This is a genomic window from Pseudoxanthomonas sp. UTMC 1351 (assembly GCF_040948865.1).
Classification (GTDB): Bacteria; Pseudomonadota; Gammaproteobacteria; order Xanthomonadales; family Xanthomonadaceae; genus Pseudoxanthomonas_A.
The window spans coordinates 53,539-69,634 of record NZ_JAVGJT010000011.1; the positions used below are offsets into that span (position 1 = coordinate 53,539).

At 62.0% G+C, this 16,096-nt stretch carries 17 protein-coding genes; 10 read left to right on the forward strand and 7 right to left on the reverse strand.

The window, feature by feature from the left end; all coding sequences use genetic code 11:
• The 5 genes from AB6O04_RS09065 to AB6O04_RS09085 form a co-directional block, all read right to left on the reverse strand.
• Positions 1-408 carry a CrcB family protein gene (locus AB6O04_RS09065; protein ID WP_368563531.1) on the reverse strand — a complete coding sequence of 136 codons (408 nt, stop codon included), beginning with the start codon at positions 406-408 and terminating at the stop codon, positions 1-3.
• Complete coding sequence (gene crcB / locus AB6O04_RS09070; RefSeq protein WP_368563532.1) at positions 405-785, reverse strand: fluoride efflux transporter CrcB; 381 nt, start codon at positions 783-785, stop codon at positions 405-407. Before crcB ends, AB6O04_RS09065 begins: the two co-directional genes overlap by 4 nt.
• The gene (locus tag AB6O04_RS09075; RefSeq protein WP_368563533.1) at positions 782-2,158 is read right to left on the reverse strand and encodes a replication-associated recombination protein A; all 1,377 of its coding nucleotides are present in this window, start codon (positions 2,156-2,158) and stop codon (positions 782-784) included. The genes crcB and AB6O04_RS09075 overlap by 4 nt, the downstream gene beginning before the upstream one ends.
• 147 nt (positions 2,159-2,305) lie before the next feature.
• Positions 2,306-2,929 carry an outer membrane lipoprotein chaperone LolA gene (lolA, locus tag AB6O04_RS09080; protein ID WP_368563534.1) on the reverse strand — a complete coding sequence of 208 codons (624 nt, stop codon included), beginning with the start codon at positions 2,927-2,929 and terminating at the stop codon, positions 2,306-2,308.
• Between the two features lie 215 nt (positions 2,930-3,144).
• Complete coding sequence (locus AB6O04_RS09085) at positions 3,145-5,508, reverse strand: DNA translocase FtsK (RefSeq protein ID WP_368563535.1); 2,364 nt, start codon at positions 5,506-5,508, stop codon at positions 3,145-3,147.
• A 310-nt stretch (positions 5,509-5,818) separates the two neighbouring features.
• Here AB6O04_RS09085 and trxB point away from each other — a divergent pair, with 310 nt between their 5' ends.
• The 6 genes from trxB (at position 5,819) to AB6O04_RS09115 (ending at position 10,103) form a co-directional block, all read left to right on the forward strand.
• Positions 5,819-6,772, forward strand: a complete 954-nt coding sequence (trxB, locus tag AB6O04_RS09090; RefSeq protein ID WP_368563536.1) for a thioredoxin-disulfide reductase — start codon at positions 5,819-5,821, stop codon at positions 6,770-6,772.
• A complete protein-coding gene (locus AB6O04_RS09095; protein ID WP_368563537.1) occupies positions 6,772-7,203 on the forward strand; it encodes a GNAT family N-acetyltransferase in 432 nt (143 codons plus the stop codon). The genes trxB and AB6O04_RS09095 overlap by 1 nt, the downstream gene beginning before the upstream one ends.
• Before the next feature lies 1 nt (position 7,204).
• On the forward strand, positions 7,205-8,389 hold the full coding sequence (locus AB6O04_RS09100; RefSeq protein WP_368563538.1) for a GNAT family N-acetyltransferase: 1,185 nt from the start codon (positions 7,205-7,207) through the stop codon (positions 8,387-8,389).
• Between the two features lie 89 nt (positions 8,390-8,478).
• On the forward strand, positions 8,479-9,240 hold the full coding sequence (gene aat / locus AB6O04_RS09105; RefSeq protein ID WP_368563539.1) for a leucyl/phenylalanyl-tRNA--protein transferase: 762 nt from the start codon (positions 8,479-8,481) through the stop codon (positions 9,238-9,240).
• A gap of 84 nt (positions 9,241-9,324) precedes the next feature.
• On the forward strand, positions 9,325-9,543 hold the full coding sequence (infA, locus tag AB6O04_RS09110; protein ID WP_079726088.1) for a translation initiation factor IF-1: 219 nt from the start codon (positions 9,325-9,327) through the stop codon (positions 9,541-9,543).
• A 185-nt stretch (positions 9,544-9,728) separates the two neighbouring features.
• Complete coding sequence (locus tag AB6O04_RS09115; protein WP_368563540.1) at positions 9,729-10,103, forward strand: hypothetical protein; 375 nt, start codon at positions 9,729-9,731, stop codon at positions 10,101-10,103.
• 106 nt (positions 10,104-10,209) lie between these two features.
• Here the strand turns inward: AB6O04_RS09115 and clpA are convergent, their stop codons facing one another.
• Together clpA and clpS are read right to left on the reverse strand one after the other, a co-directional pair.
• Positions 10,210-12,489 (reverse strand): ATP-dependent Clp protease ATP-binding subunit ClpA, encoded by a 2,280-nt coding sequence (clpA, locus tag AB6O04_RS09120; protein ID WP_368563541.1) that lies wholly within the window; start codon positions 12,487-12,489, stop codon positions 10,210-10,212.
• 288 nt (positions 12,490-12,777) lie between these two features.
• Positions 12,778-13,098, reverse strand: coding sequence for an ATP-dependent Clp protease adapter ClpS (clpS, locus tag AB6O04_RS09125; RefSeq protein WP_337341636.1), 321 nt, complete (start codon positions 13,096-13,098; stop codon positions 12,778-12,780).
• 79 nt (positions 13,099-13,177) lie between these two features.
• Between clpS and AB6O04_RS09130 the strand changes: the two genes are divergently transcribed.
• The 4 genes from AB6O04_RS09130 to hflD all read left to right on the forward strand — a co-directional run bounded on the left by AB6O04_RS09130 (position 13,178) and on the right by hflD (position 15,976).
• Positions 13,178-13,654: a hypothetical protein gene (locus tag AB6O04_RS09130; RefSeq protein WP_368563542.1), complete on the forward strand. Its 477-nt coding sequence runs from the start codon at positions 13,178-13,180 to the stop codon at positions 13,652-13,654.
• A gap of 15 nt (positions 13,655-13,669) precedes the next feature.
• Positions 13,670-14,146, forward strand: a complete 477-nt coding sequence (locus AB6O04_RS09135) for an NUDIX hydrolase (RefSeq protein ID WP_368563543.1) — start codon at positions 13,670-13,672, stop codon at positions 14,144-14,146.
• 100 nt (positions 14,147-14,246) lie between these two features.
• Positions 14,247-15,368 carry a tRNA 2-thiouridine(34) synthase MnmA gene (mnmA, locus tag AB6O04_RS09140; RefSeq protein WP_368563544.1) on the forward strand — a complete coding sequence of 374 codons (1,122 nt, stop codon included), beginning with the start codon at positions 14,247-14,249 and terminating at the stop codon, positions 15,366-15,368.
• Positions 15,365-15,976, forward strand: a complete 612-nt coding sequence (gene hflD, locus AB6O04_RS09145; RefSeq protein WP_368563545.1) for a high frequency lysogenization protein HflD — start codon at positions 15,365-15,367, stop codon at positions 15,974-15,976. Before mnmA ends, hflD begins: the two co-directional genes overlap by 4 nt.
• Positions 15,977-16,096: the final 120 nt, after the last annotated feature.

A 16,096-nucleotide genomic window follows, 5' to 3' on the forward strand; every position in this document is an offset into this window, starting at 1 on the left:
TTACCGCGACAATCGGTTCCAACGCGCGCCAGCGGCGTATCCCAGCCAGACACCCGACAACCATGCGGGCACCGAGACCAGGATTATGCTCCCGGCCAGCCGGTAGTCGCCGTTCGCGGCGCTTGTAAGCACCTCGGCGGTGAACAACGAGAAAGTAGTGAACCCGCCGCATATCCCGGTCATGACAAATTGGCGGTGCGCCGCGGAAACCACCAGCCGGCCATCAACACCGGTCAGTGCGGCATACAGTCCAATGACCATCGAGCCGAAAATGTTGATGCCCAGCGTTGACCATGGGAAGGACGCGGCAGTCACCGTATCGAAAAGCTGCTCAGCCCCCCACCGCGCCATGGCGCCCAGGGCGCTACCTGACGCCACCCACGCCACCATCGGAATGCCCCGCCTCATAGGCGAACCAGCCACCAGCCCAGCGCGCCGGCAGCCAGGCCCGTGACCACCGATAACCCCACATATGCCGCTGCCGCGCGCAACTGTCCTTCTCGGGCAAGCGACAACGTTTGCAAGCTCAGCGACGACACCGTGGTGTAACTGGCGATAACGCCGACGCCCAACAGCAGCCGCACGCCGTCAGAAGAACTACTAAATGCGGAGGACCCCATCAGCAGCGCTAACAGGAACGCGCCGCTGGCGTTGACGACCAACGTTCCCCACGGAAAAGTTTCGCCAACGTGTTTTGCCACCCAGCCCGAAATTGCGTAGCGCAAGGCGCCGCCCAACGCACCACCGGCCGCCACCAGCAGCCATTGCTGCCAGTCGGCGCTCATGCGTCCTTGATGCCTTTGCGTGATCTTTGCAGCGCATCGCGGCGAGCTTGCCGCAGCCGGTCGAGTTTTTCCTTCAGCTTGATTTCCATGCCACGCTCCACTGGCTCGTAATAGACGCGTTCGCCCATGGTTTCAGGAAAAGCCGGCTGGTCCAGCGCGATGCCGCCTTCGGCATCGTGGTCGTACTGGTAGCCGGTGCCGTAGCCCAGTTCCTTCATTAACTTGGTCGGGGCATTGCGCAAATGCATGGGCACTTCCTGCGTGCCGTATTCGCGAACGTCGCGTTTCGCAACATTGAAGGCCATGTAGCCGGCGTTGGATTTCGCGGTGCTGGCCAGATAGATCACCAGCTGCGCCAGTGCGAGTTCGCCTTCCGGACTGCCCAGACGGTCGTAGGTTTCCCAGGCTTCGATCGCCATTTGCAGGGCGCGCGGATCCGCCAGCCCGACATCTTCCACCGCCATCCGAGTCATGCGCCGCGCCAGGTAGATGGGATCGCAGCCACCGTCCAGCATGCGGGTCAGCCAGTACAGCGCTGCATCGGGATTGGAGCTGCGCACGGATTTATGTAACGCCGATATCTGGTCGTAGAACTGTTCGCCGCCCTTGTCGAAGCGGCGGGTGCGGTCGGCCAGCACCTGCACCAAGGTTTGCTGGGTAATCTCGCCGCCCTCGCCTGTCGCCAATTCCGCCGCGATTTCCAGCAGAGTCAGTGCGCGTCGCACGTCGCCATCGGCAGCACCGGAGATTTCCCGCAATGCCTCGTCGGACACTCGCAGACCCAGCCCACCCAGGCCACGCTCTTGGTCCTGCAGCGCATGGCGCAGCGCCTGCAGGATGTCGTCGGCCGAGACGGCCTCCATCACGTGTACGCGGCAGCGCGACAGCAGCGCCGAGTTGAGTTCGAACGAAGGATTCTCGGTGGTGGCGCCGACGAAAATAATCGTGCCGCGTTCGATATGCGGCAGGAAAGCATCCTGCTGTGCCTTGTTGAAGCGATGCACTTCGTCCACGAACAACACCGTGCGGCGGCCGGTGGCGAAACGTTGCGCGGCTTCGGCTAGTACTTGGCGGACTTCGGGCAACCCGGACAGCACGGCGGAGATGGCTTTGAATTCGGCGTCGGCATATTTGGCCAACAGCAGCGCCAGTGTGGTTTTGCCGCAACCAGGCGGTCCCCACAGGATCATCGAGTGCACGTGCCCGGACTCGACCGCGCGACGCAATGCAGTTCCCGGCGCCAGCAGACGGCGCTGGCCAACCATTTCATCCAGCGTGCGTGGGCGGATGCGCTCGGCGAGCGGCCGCAGCGCATCGCGATCGACACTCAGTAGATCGTCCGGTTCGTTGAAAGGTGTCTTGGCTTTGGCCACGCTGCATTCTAACAACGTCGTAGGGCGGGCCCCGGCCCGCCATTGCCATCTTTCCGGTCGTCTGGGCAATCATCGAAACGATTCCGTTGGCATGACCGGCGGCGGAGATTCGGTGGATCAAGACGGCGGGCCAAGGCCCGCCCTATTTCAGATATCGCCGACCACGTCGACGCCGGCGGCCGGCTTGTACTTGAAGGTGCTGGCGGCGAAGGACGGATTGCGCTTCCAACCGCTGAAACTGATGTCGGTGCGCTGGCCGACGGCGTCCACGACTTCCATTCGGGCCAGCGTCTGGCCCTTGAAGCCCAAGCGTGCGGACTGGAAGCTGACATCGCCCTCGTCCTTGGGGGTCAGTTCCAGCCACTCCAGTCCGTCCTGTTGACCAGTCTCCTTGACGTTGAACTGCTGGTCCAGTTTGCCCGGGTCGATCAACGCGGTCAGCGGGCTGTTCTGTTCTTCGGTGCCCTGCTCGCGCACGGTGGCCTGCTGCAGATCGGGATCGTAGATCCAGACTTTCTTGCCGTCGGCAACTACCAGCTGTTCATAGGGCTTGTTGTATTCCCAACGGAACAGACGCGGCGCCGACAGTGCCACGCGACCGGTGGTGCTTTCCTTGAGCTTGCCGCCACCGTCGTAGACCTTCTGGACGAACTGCGCGTCCAGACCCTTAAGGCCCGTGGTGAAAGCCTTGAGATCATCACGGGCACCGGCAAAGGCCGTGCTTGTAAGCAGTGCGGTGGCGAGAATGGCGTAGCGGGCGGTGCGAATCATGCAGGCAATCCGGAATAAGCAGATGGTGTGAGTTTGGCGCTTAAAAACTGAATGGGAGTGGAGGAAAGGCAGATGTGGTGGGCGGTGTTCAGCGGGGCGTGAGGCCCAGGATTGTCCTTGTGGGAGCGCCGTCCCGGCGCGAGCTCTTCGCTTCTATCGCCACCTGACCGAAGAGCTCGCGCAGGGACGGCGCTCCTACAACGGCCCGAAGCGGTTCAATTTCTGGGCGGTGGCGGCGCCAGTACCTGGCGGTCGCCATTGTGCTCGGGCGGTGTGACCACGCCTGCGGCTTCCATGGCTTCGATCAGGCGGGCGGCTCGGTTGTAGCCGATCTTCAAGCGCCGCTGCACGCCGGAAATCGAAGCGCGACGGCTTTCGGTGACTATGCGCACGGCTTCGTCGTACAGCGGATCGGACTCGTCTCCGCCGCCACTGCTGGTTTCCGGCAAACCGGTGGGGCCTACCACCACGCCGTCACCCATGGTCTGGATTTCCTCCAGCACGCCTTCGATATAGTCCGCGGTGCCGGTGGCCTTCAGGTGTTCCACCACGCGGTGCACTTCTTCGTCGCTGACGAAGGCACCATGGATGCGCTCCGGCATTGCCGTGCCCGGCGGCAGATACAGCATGTCGCCCATGCCCAGCAGCGTCTCCGCGCCGGACTGGTCCAGGATGGTGCGCGAGTCGATCTTGCTCGATACCTGGAATGCGATGCGCGTGGGGATGTTGGCCTTGATCAGACCGGTGATCACGTCCACCGACGGACGCTGGGTCGCCAGGATCAGGTGCATGCCGGCGGCGCGTGACTTCTGCGCCAGGCGTGCGATCAGCTCCTCCACCTTCTTGCCGACGATCATCATCATGTCGGCGAATTCGTCGATGAAGATGACGATGAAAGGCAATGGTTCCAACGGACGCGGTGCTTCCGCCAGATCCGGGTTGGGTTTGAACAAAGGATCCATCAACGGCTGGCCGGCGTCCTGCGCGTCCTTCACCTTCTTGTTGAAGCCGCCCAGGTTGCGCACGCCTACCGCGCTCATCAGCTTGTAGCGGCGTTCCATTTCCGCCACGCACCAGCGCAGGCCGTTGGCGGCCTCCTTCATGTCGGTGACCACCGGCGCCAGCAAATGTGGGATGCCCTGGTAGACCGACAGTTCCAGCATCTTGGGGTCGATCATCAGGATGCGCACGTCCTTGGCGCTGGCCTTGTACAGCAGGCTCAACACCATCGCATTCACCGCCACCGATTTGCCCGAACCGGTGGTACCGGCGACCAACAGGTGCGGCATGCGTGCCAAGTCGGCGACGGTCGGACGCCCCGCGATGTCCTTGCCCAACGCGATGGTCAGCGGACTGGGCGACTTGTCGTATTCCTTGGAACGCAACAGCTCGCTGAGGTAGATCATCTCGCGGCTGGTGTTGGGAATTTCCAGACCAATCACCGACTTGCCGGGGATGACGTCGACCACGCGTACCGATTTGACGCTCAGGCCGCGGGCGATGTCCTTGTCCAGCGAATTGACCTGGCTGACCTTGACGCCAGGGGCCGGTTCCATCTCGAAGCGGGTGATGACCGGGCCAGGATAAGCGCCGACTACCTGCACATCGATGCGAAAATCCTTGAGCTTGAACTCGATCTGCCGCGACAGCGTCTCGAGAGTCTCTTCCGAATAACCTTTGGTCTGCGGCTTGGGGTCGTCCAGCAACGATAGCGGCGGAATGCCAGAATCATCGCCGCCGGTGCCATGGAAAAGTGGAATCTGTTGCTCGCGCTTGGCGCGATCGCTCTTCTCGATAACCGGTGCCGCGGGCGGTTCGATATGGACGGGTTCGCGCTTGGCACGCGCCACCGCTTCGACTTTGCGGACGGTTTCTCGTTCTTCGCGCAGCACTCGCGTCTGCTGCCATTCCGTGGCCTGCTGGCTACCGCGTCGGAACAGCGCGGGGAGCGCCATGGTCCACTGGCCGATGCGTTCCATCACGGCGAACCAGGACAGGCCTGTCGCCAGCGTCACCGACACCAGGAACAGCGCCAACAGGAAAAGATTGCCGCCCAGTCCACCGAAACCACTCAGCAGCGACTTGCCGACTAATGTTCCCAATATCCCGCCAGGGCCAGCGGAGAAATACGCCGCGGACATGCCGCGCAAATACAGCAGGCCGGTTGCGGAGATCAGGAAACCCACCATGCCCACCAGGCGCAACGCTGGCCCTAGATCGGCGTCGCCATCGCCGTCGCTGTCCATACCGAACAGCGCGATCCATGCAACAGCGCCCAACACCACCGGCAATAGGAATGCCACGTAACCGAACAGGTAAAGAAGAATGTCGGCCAGATAGGCGCCGACGCGGCCGCCCCAATTCTGGATGGGCGCGGTCAGGCTACCGGCTTGCGACCAGCCAGGATCTTGCGGCGAGAACGAGAACAGGCTGGCCAATAGATACAACAGCAACGGCGCGATGGCGATCAGCGCGAGGTCGCGCCACAACCGTTGCCGGCGCGGATTCGCGGCCGATTGCTTACGTGCCGCTGCGTTCGCGCCCTTGGACTTGCCGCTTTCCGGAAGCTGCTTTGCCACCTTCGACCAGACCTTAGAAATATGCGATTAGTGGTTGATAATAAACGAATCGGCGCCGAATTTCAGTGGCGACTTACAAATACCGTCGGCGATCGGCAACTTTGACTTTCCGCAGAAAAAACGCCGCAACCGCGGCGCCGCTTTTCAACTGGTTTCATCATGTCATGCATCAACAGCATTCCATCAGCAAGTCTTGATTCAACGTGACCGCGGCACCACTCTATGGCGTCTGCGATGACGATGGAACGATGTGGTCGCGGAGCAGTTTCTGCACGATCCCAGCACGATTCCTATCTTCCCGCGAGTATACATGAGCACTTCGAAGCACTGCCGCCTGTTGATTCTGGGCTCCGGCCCCGCCGGTTGGACCGCCGCCGTCTACGCCGCCCGCGCCAATCTGAAGCCCGTTGTGATCACTGGCCTGCAGCAAGGTGGACAGCTGATGACCACCACCGAAGTGGACAACTGGCCTGGCGATGCCCATGGGCTGATGGGTCCGGACCTGATGACGCGCATGCAGGCGCATGCCGAGCGCTTCGAAACCGAAGTCATCTTCGACCATATCCATACCGCCGATCTGTCGCAGCGGCCGTTCAAGCTGATCGGCGATAATGGCGAATACACCGCCGATGCGCTGGTCATCGCTACCGGTGCCACCGCAAAGTACCTCGGCTTGCCGTCGGAAGAAGCCTTCAAGGGGCGCGGCGTTTCCGCTTGCGCCACTTGCGACGGATTCTTCTATCGGGATCAGGACGTTGCAGTGATTGGCGGCGGCAATACGGCGGTTGAAGAAGCGCTCTACCTCGCCAATATCGCCCGCAAGGTCTACCTGGTGCACCGCCGCGACACGCTGCGCGCCGAAAAGATCATGCAGGACAAGCTGTTCGCCAAGATTCAAGCCGGCAAGATCGAACCCATCTGGCACCACACGGTAGACGAAGTACTGGGCGATGAAGCCGGCGTCACCGGCATCCGGGTCAAGTCGATGCAGGACGGCAGCACCCGTGACGTGCCGGTGCATGGTTTCTTCGTGGCGATCGGCCACACGCCGAATACCAGCCTGTTCGAAGGCCAGTTGGCGATGAAAAACGGCTACCTGACCATCAAGTCCGGCTTGGACGGCGGTGCCACAGGCACCTCTGTTCCGGGCGTGTTCGCAGCTGGCGACGTGGCCGACCAGCATTACCGCCAAGCCATCACATCGGCGGGTTTCGGCTGCATGGCCGCGCTGGACGCCGAGCGCTTCCTCGACAAGGACGCCTGATGCTGCGGGTCAGCGCCGATCCCGCAGAACTGGATATCGCGCTGGTCCACGACTTTCTGGCCCGCCGCAGCTACTGGGCGCCGGGCATTCCCAGGGAAACCTTGGAACGAGCGCTGGCCAACTCGGTCTGTTTTGGTGGCTACATCGAGGGCCGGCAGGTGGCGTTCGCGCGTGCGGTGACCGATCAAGCCACGTTCGCCTACTTGGCCGATGTGTTTGTTGTGCCCGAGCAGCGCGGCCGTGGCTACGGCCGTGCCATGGTGAAAGCCGTGCTGGAAGACGCACGCCTACAAGGTCTACGGCGTTGGCATCTGGTCACGCTGGATATGCAGCCGCTGTATCGGCAGCTCGGTTTTACCGAACTGGAGCACGCAGAGCGGCACATGCAAAAGCACGATCCCGACGTATACCGCCGGGCCGCCGGCGGCTGATATGCCGGTCTGCCGGATAAGTCCCACGCTTTCGCACATTGCGCAGGAACAGTGGGATGCGTTGCACGACGGCCGCAACCCGTTTGTCAGCCATGCTTTTTTGAGCGGGCTGGAGCAGCACGGCTGCCTGCGCGAGGAATGGGGTTGGACGCCACATCATCTGACGCTGTGGGAAGGCGACGAGCTGGTAGGCGCTGCACCGGGATACCTGAAGACCAATTCGCATGGCGAATTCGTATTCGACCATGCCTGGGCGCACGCCTACTCGCGATATGGGCGGGAGTATTTTCCCAAGTGGCTGTGCGCGGTGCCCTATTCGCCGGTGACCGGTCCGCGCTTGTTGACGCGTAGCGACGCTGGTCGCCGACTTCTGGTGGGCGCGATTACCGAAGAAACGCGCCAGATGGGCCTGTCCTCCGCCCATGTGAATTTCCACGCCGAAGCCGAACAGGCGGTCTTCAGCGACGATTGGCTGGCGCGCTGCGACGTGCAATATCACTGGCGCAACCCGGGCCACTGGCGGACCTTCGACGATTTTCTCTCTGCATTCGACCACAAACATCGCAAGAACATCCGTCAGGAACGCGGCAAGGTGCAGCGTGCCGGCGTAAGTTTTCGAGTGGTACATGGAGACGAGGCAAGCGAAGCCGACTTGGCGGCCATGTTCGGTTTCTACCTCCGCACCTTCCATGATTACGGCAACTCGCCGGCGCTGACCCTGGATTTTCTTCGACATTTGGCGCGCACCACGCCACGCGCATTGGTGATATTCCTGGCTGAGAAGGAAGGCCGCCCTATCGCGGGAGCGCTATGCCTGCGCGGCGGCGATACGCTGTATGGCCGCTACTGGGGAGCGGACGAGACGCTGCCCGGATTGCACTTCGAAACCTGCTACTACCAGGGCATCGATTACTGCCTGCGGGAAGGGCTGACGGTCTTCGAACCGGGCGCACAAGGCGAACACAAGCTTGCGCGTGGTTTTCTGCCGGCGTTGGTACACAGCAGGCATTGGATTGCCGACCCGGACTTCGCCGAAGCGCTACGCCGCTGGTGCGCCGAAGAAACGCGTTCGATCCAACGCTATGCCGCCACGCTGGCGGCGCATTCGCCGTTCAAGGACTCAACTTGTGGGAGCGACGTGAGTCGCGACCGCGCGGGCGGAACATTTCGTAACAATTCAACGTGAGCAGCCTAACGGCGCAGATTTTGGTTGTTTCGTTTGTACGGTCGCGACTCACGTCGCTCCCACACGTCAGGTTTCGGTACGCTGCCGTTATGAGTCAACGCCCCTTCTTGCTGTCGCGGGATCCAAACGCGCCATTTCCTCCGGCGGAGGCAGCCTTGCGGCAGCCGGACGGCTTGCTGGCGGTCGGCGGCGATTTATCCCCTACTCGTCTGCTCAACGCCTACGGCCATGGCATCTTTCCCTGGTACTCGGCGGGCCAGCCGATCCTATGGTGGTCGCCGGATCCCCGCATGATCTTTCGGACGGATGGGGTAAGACTCTCATCGCGGTTCCGTCGCGAGTTGCGCCGCTCGCCGTGGCGGGTGACTGCCGACACCGCCTTTGCCCAGGTGATCCGCGCCTGCTCGCAATCACCGCGGTCCGGCCAGGACGGCACCTGGATCACCGAGGAAATGCAGCGCGCCTATATCGAGCTCCACCGGCTGGGCCACGCGCACTCGGTCGAGGTCTTCGAGGGAGAGGCGCCCGGGGAGGAACGGCTGGTCGGTGGTATCTATGGCGTGGCGATCGGCCGGATGTTTTTCGGCGAAAGTATGTTCAGTGCGATCTCTGGAGGCTCCAAGGTCGCATTGGCCGCACTGGCTCACCGACTGCACGAATGGGGTTGGCCGCTGATCGACGCCCAGGTAGAAAACGACCATCTGCTGTCACTGGGAGCGGAACGCTGGCCGCGAGCCAGGTTTCTTCAGCAGGTCGCCGAACAGGTGGAACAAGAAAGCAATCCCGGCAGCTGGACGAAGCGTTTCGGCTGGATGCCGGCGTCGCTGCTTTCAGCAATCGATCAAAATTAACGGGATTTTTGCAGCCGTGTGCTGACGGGCGTACAATACCCGGCTTTATGGCCTTGGCCATCCCGCTGCACACACTAGGCATACATGTCGAAAGACGACTCAATTGAATTCGAAGGCACCGTCACCGAGACGCTGCCCAATACCATGTTCCGGGTCAAACTGGAGAACGGGCACGAGATCATCGCCCACATCTCCGGCCGCATGCGCAAGAACTACATCCGCATCCTGACCGGCGACAAGGTCAAGGTCGAAATGACCCCCTACGACTTGACCAAGGGTCGTATCACTTACCGCATGAAATAATGCTGGTAACTAATTGATTAGAAAGCGGCCTTATGGCCGCTTTCTGCGTTTCCAAACACATCCTCGCTGGACCCGTGACCTTGAGCACTCTGCCTGTCGTCATTGTCACTTCAAGCAGATTCCGTCGCCCAGCAGTCCTCGTAGGCTGACCCCGGCCAATCCGGCTGTAAGCCTTGAGGACCCCCATGAAGACACCTTTCCATATAGCCACCGCGCTGATACTGAGCGCTTGCGCCCTGTCTTCACAGGCTGCCGAGCAAGGCGCTCCGCTCGCCGACTGCGTTACTTTGGGCAACCAACAGGAAGTCGTCCGAGGCGGCGGGGGCGGCAACCGGTTCTTTCTGAAGGACGGCGACAGCCACTACGGCGTCAGGTTTCGCCGCAGCTGCGATTCCATCGCGACCACCTCCAAGGTGGAGATTTCCACTGCAGACCAGATGAATCGCCTTTGCCCGCAAGATACTCGGGTCAAAACGGACCGCGATATTTGCGAGGTTGGCGAGATCCAGCAGATCAGCGCGGAAGAGTTTGCGCGTCGCAAGAAACGCGCACGCTCCTGAGGAAAAGCCAAAGCCCTGAGCGGTGCAGGCTGTGATCAGCGCCCAATGGAATCCATGCAGAAATGGGAAAGGCGGCCGTAGCCGCCTTCCACCCGTTTCCTTTTGGCTAAACCGTCGCCGGCAGCAATCGCTCCGGTTCGGCTTGCGAATCGACCACCAGCTCGCCGTCGCGGACGTCGATGCTGACGCGGCCACCATCGATCAGCTTGCCGAACAGCAATTCGTCGGCGAGCGGACGTTTCACCTTGTCCTGGATCAGACGCGCCATCGGGCGTGCGCCCATCAACGGGTCGAAGCCATGCTGGGCCAGCCAATCGCGTGCGGCCGGCGTGGCCGACAGGCTGACGTGCTTTTCCTGCAGCAACATTTCCAGTTCAATCAGGAACTTATCGACAACTCTTAGAATGTGGTCGAAGCCTAGACCCTGGAACTGCACGATGGCGTCCAGCCGGTTACGGAACTCTGGAGTGAAGCTGCGGCGGATGACTTCCATTGCATCGGTGGAATGATCCTGGCGAGTGAAGCCAATCGTCCGTCGCGATGCCTGGGTGGCGCCAGCATTGGTGGTCATCACCAGAATGACGTTCTTGAAGTTCGCCTCCCGGCCATTGGTGTCCGTCAGCACCCCTCTGTCCATCACCTGCAACAGGATGTTGAAGATGTCCGGATGCGCCTTTTCCACCTCGTCCAGCAGCAGCACGCAGTGCGGCGTCTTGACGATCTTTTCGGTCAGCAGGCCACCCTGGTCGAAACCAACATAGCCCGGAGGTGCGCCGATCAACCGGCTGACCGAATGCGGCTCCATGTATTCGGACATGTCGAAGCGGACCAGCTCAATGCCCAGTTGCAGCGCAAGCTGCTTGGTCACCTCGGTCTTGCCCACGCCGGTCGGACCGGCGAACAGGAAGTTGCCGATGGGCTTGTCCGGATTGCCCAGGCCGGAGCGCGCCAGTTTGATCGACGCCGCCAGCATCTCGATAGCCGGATCCTGGCCGAAGATCACCATCTTCAGATTGCGCTCCAGGTGCTGCAACACGTCCTTGTCGGACGAGGACACCTGCTTGGCGGGGATCCTGGCCATCTTGGCCACGATGGTCTCGATTTCCTCGACGTCGATCAGCTCCTTGCGCACGTCCAGCGGCAGCAGGCGCTGGCGGGCACCGGCTTCGTCGATCACGTCGATGGCCTTGTCCGGCAACAGACGGTCGCCGATGTGTTTGACCGACAGGTCCACCGCCGCCTGCAGCGCATCGTCGGCGTAAGTGACGCCGTGGTGCGCTTCGTACTTGGGCTTCAGGCCCTGCAGAATCTCGAAAGTCTCGCCCACCGTGGGCTCGACGATGTCGATCTTCTGGAAGCGCCGCGCCAGCGCGCGGTCCTTTTCGAAGATGCCGCGGTATTCCTGGAAGGTGGTGGAGCCGATGCAGCGCAACTCGCCTGAAGCCAACGCCGGCTTGATCAGATTGCTGGCATCCATGGTCCCGCCGCTGGCCGACCCCGCACCGATGATGGTGTGGATCTCATCGATGAACAGAATCGCGCCCGGCAGCTTCTTGATGGACGACAGCACGCCCTTCAGGCGCTTTTCGAAGTCGCCACGGTACTTGGTGCCCGCGACCAGCGCACCCAGGTCCAGCGAGTAGATGGTGGCGTCCAGCAGTACGTCCGGTACCTCGCCATCGACGATGCGCTTGGCCAAGCCTTCGGCCAGGGCGGTCTTGCCCACGCCGGCCTCGCCTACATAAAGCGGGTTGTTCTTACGACGGCGGCACAGCACCTGGATGGTGCGCTCGATTTCGTCGGCGCGCCCAACCAGTGGGTCGATCTTGCCATGCCGGGCCAGGTCATTGAGGTTGCTGGCGAATTCTGCCAGGGCGTCGCCCTTGGCATCGCTCTCCCCGCCTTCGGCCTTGCTTTCGCCGTCCGGCTGGCCGGGAGCCTCATTGTCATCTCCCTGCTTGGCAATGCCGTGCGACAGGTAGTTGACGATGTCCAGGCGAGTGACGTCCTGCTGGGTCAGGAAATAAACAGCGTGCGAGTCCTTTTCGCCGAATACGGCGACCAGGACATTGGCACCGGTCACTTCCTTCTTCCCGGAGGACTGCACGTGATAGACGGCCCGCTGCAGGACGCGCTGGAAGCCAAGCGTGGGCTGGGTATCGCGGCCGTCGTCTTCGGCCAGTCGCGAGACCGAGGCCTCGATGGCCTGTTCCAGGTCTTCGCGCAGGCGCGCTGAATCCGCGCCGGTGGCTTTAAGGACCGCTTGGGCGGATGGGTTTTCCAACAATGCGAGCAATAGGTGCTCAACGGTCATGAACTCGTGCCGCGCCTCGCGGGCGCGCTTGTAGCACTGGCCGATGGTTTGCTCGAGGTCTTTACTGAACATGATTGCCTCCGGGGCCGATGCCAACAATATGCGGCCTGGCGGGTGGATTTCCATCATTCTGACGGATTGCAGTGTTCAGGATACGTTGCCTTGCGAAGGGCTCGGATGCCCACACACGTTAAACCTATTCACGATCCTGCTGCGCTCGACAGGCGACCCGCGTGCGGGTGCTCGCAATGCTCACGTATTCCACATACGCTGCGCTTGTGCTTGCATCCCGTGGGGGCTCCGCTCCGCCACGGGCCGCCTGCCTTCGCTCGCGACGGATCGTGAACAGGTTTTAAGCGCTCAGGACTTCTCCATCGTGCACAACAGCGGATGCTGGTTCATCCGCGAAAACTCATTGACCTGGGCGACCTTGGATTCGGCCACTTCCCGAGTGTACACGCCGCAGACGCCTCGTCCACGAGTATGCACGTGAAGCATGACCTGGGTGGCCTTCTCCAGGTCCATGGAGAAGAACTGCTGAAGTACCAGGACCACGAAATCCATGGGCGTGTAGTCGTCGTTCAACAGCAGCACTTGGTAGAGCGGCGGCGGTGCCACTTCGGGCTTGCCGGTCTCTACCATTACGCCGTAGTCGCGTTCGTTTTCGTTCTTGCGGGGCATGCCGCAATTATACGGATTGGACGGCCCGTGCGGCTTGCACGCACAATTCACCACCGCCGACATGAAGGACTCCATCCGTATGAGCCGCACCCTGGTCTTCGCACTGGCTCTGTTCCTGGCCGCCGGATCGTTGCAAGCGGCCGATGCCGATCCCGCCATTGCGAAACAACTGAAGGATCTGGGTTACGAATACGAGGTGGATGAAGATGGCGACTACAAATTGCTGATGGCAGTCGGCGACACGGGCCGCAGCCAGATCGTCTTCATTCGGTCAGCGGTGGAGCCCTACGGCAAGCAGCGGATCCGTGAAATATGGTCGTACGCTTACAAGGCGTCTGGCGACACGCTGCCGGGAGTGATCGCCAATCGGCTGCTGGATGCGTCCAATTCGCTGATATTGGGCGGATGGGTGAAGCAAAGCGGCGCGGCGGTATACGTGGCGAAGATTTCGGCCGACGCGGAACTCGAAGAACTGAACGATACCGTCGCCGCGGCCGCCAGCACCGCGGACGAAATGGAGCTCGAATTAACCGCCGATGCCTCGGACGACTATTGAAAAGGCGGAAAGCGCATGAGTTATCGTGAAGGCCGTTTCTGGCAACCGGACGTAACCGTGGCAACCGTCGTGGTCCGCGACGGCCGGCTGTTGATGGTCGAGGAACATGCGGGCGGCCGGCTGGTCTTCAACCAGCCGGCCGGACATCTGGAACCGGACGAAAGCCTGCAGGAAGCTGCATTGCGCGAGACGCGCGAAGAGACCGGCTGGGAAGTTCGCCTGACCGGTTTCGTCGGCGCTTATCAATGGACAGCCACGAACGATGACGGAAGCGCGGGCCGCCACTACCTGCGGTTCGCGTTCGCCGCCGAACCGGTTCGCCACGACCCGGAGCAACCGCTGGACGACGGGATTGTGCAGGCCGTGTGGCTGACGCCAGCGGAGCTGCAACAGCAGGCAGCGCGCCATCGCAGTCCGCTGGTCTGGCAGGCGGTGCAGGACTATCTGGCTGGTCGTCGCTCGCCTTTGTCGATGCTGCAGCAAATCGCATGAAACGCGTTTCCCCCTCCTGCCCCCTCTCAACCTCCCCCGCAAGCGAGAGAGGTGAGTTTGCGCCATGCGGGCCCGGCTTCGAAGAGGTCGCGGTGACCGTATGACGTCCGGGCCTCGGGTGATCGTGGGAATCTCGGGCGGCGTGGACTCGTCCGTAGCCGCCTTGCGCCTGGTCCAGGCGGGCGAACCGGTCGCGGGACTGTTCATGCAGAACTGGGCCGACGATGGAACGGGCGAATGCAGGGCCGAAGACGATCGTCGCGATGCGGTGGCGGTCTGCGGGAAGTTGGGCATCCCGTTCCACTTTCGCGATTTTTCATCGGAATACTGGCAGGGCGTGTTCGAGCACTTCCTGGCCGAATACGCCGCCGGGCGCACGCCCAACCCGGACGTGCTGTGCAACCGCGAGGTGAAGTTCAAGCATTTCCTGGACGCGGCACGCGAGCTGGGCGCCGAACAGATCGCCACCGGGCACTACGCCCAGGTGGTCCACTCCGGTGGCCGCTGGCGGCTGTTGCGCGGCGCTGACCGCAGCAAGGACCAAAGCTATTTTCTGCACCAGCTGGGTCAGGCGCAGTTGGCGGCGACCCGCTTTCCCATCGGCGACCTGCGGAAATCCGATCTGCGCCGCATAGCGCGCGAAGCGGGATTGCCGACACACGACAAGAAGGATTCCACCGGCATCTGTTTCATTGGCGAACGTGATTTCCGCGAATTCCTCGGTCGCTACCTCCCAGCCAAGCAAGGCGAGATGCATGACCCGCAAGGACAAAAGATCGGCGAGCATGCAGGTGTTTTCTATTTCACCCTGGGTCAGCGCGAGGGCCTGCAGATCGGCGGCGTGCGCGGGCGACCGCAGGCGCCGTGGTACGTGGTCGGCAAGGATGTCACCCACAACATCCTGTATGTGGACCAGGACACGCAAAGTCCCTTCCTGATGTCGCAGCAGCTGTGGTCCGAAACCGCCCACTGGATCGCGGGCGCCCCGCCGTCACGATCTTTCGAGTGCATGGCGCAAACACGCTACCGCCAAGCCGACGAACCCTGCCACGTGACCGTAGCCGACGACGGCACGCTGTCCGTGTGCTTTCCTCACCCGCAACGTGCGGTCACACCTGGACAATCCTTGGTGTTGTATGACGGTGAGGAGTGCCTGGGTGGCGCTGTGATCGCCGCCACCGACGCCCCTCTTGAAAGACGTATCGCGGAGCAAGCTGCTTGAGCAATAAATTTTCCGATCGTGTGCTGGCCTTGGCCGGTTTGGCGCAGGCGCTGCAACAGGTCCGGCGCATCGCCGAAACCGGACAGTCGGAGGTGTCGGTCGTACAGGCTTCACTGGACAGCGTGTTCCGGCTCGATGCCGCCACGCCGTTGGACGTCTATGGAAGCGTTCCGGACATCTCGGCCGGCTTACGGTTGTTGCGGGGTTACCTGAGCAATGAACCACGCGATGAAAGCCTGCTTCGGCTTGCGATGTCGGTGTTGCAGTTGGAACGCCGTTTTTCCAATGAGACCGAAATGGTTAGTGCGGTCGGCGACGGGGTCACCGGCATCGCACCGCAGGCAGGTGAGTTGGGCAGCACCCATCCCGACGTACTGTCCGCACTGGGTGGGCTTTACGCAGACACCATCAGCCACCTGCGGCCGCGGGTCATGGTGCAAGGCAATCCGCATTACCTGGGACAGCCGGGCGTGGTGGCCGAGATCCGCGCCATCCTGTTGGCGGCGGTCCGTTCGGCAGTGCTGTGGCGGCAGCTGGGCGGCAGCTACTGGGACTTCCTGTTTTCGCGCAGAGCAATGGCGGATGCCGCCAATGAGTGGTTGCGGTGATTAAGGTGAACGACATTTGTAGGAGCGGCGCCCCCGCCGCGAGCATTTCGCTTTTATCGCGATCTGGCGGGAAGAGCTCGCGGCGGGGACGCCGCTCCTACAAAGTAATGAAGAAGCCCG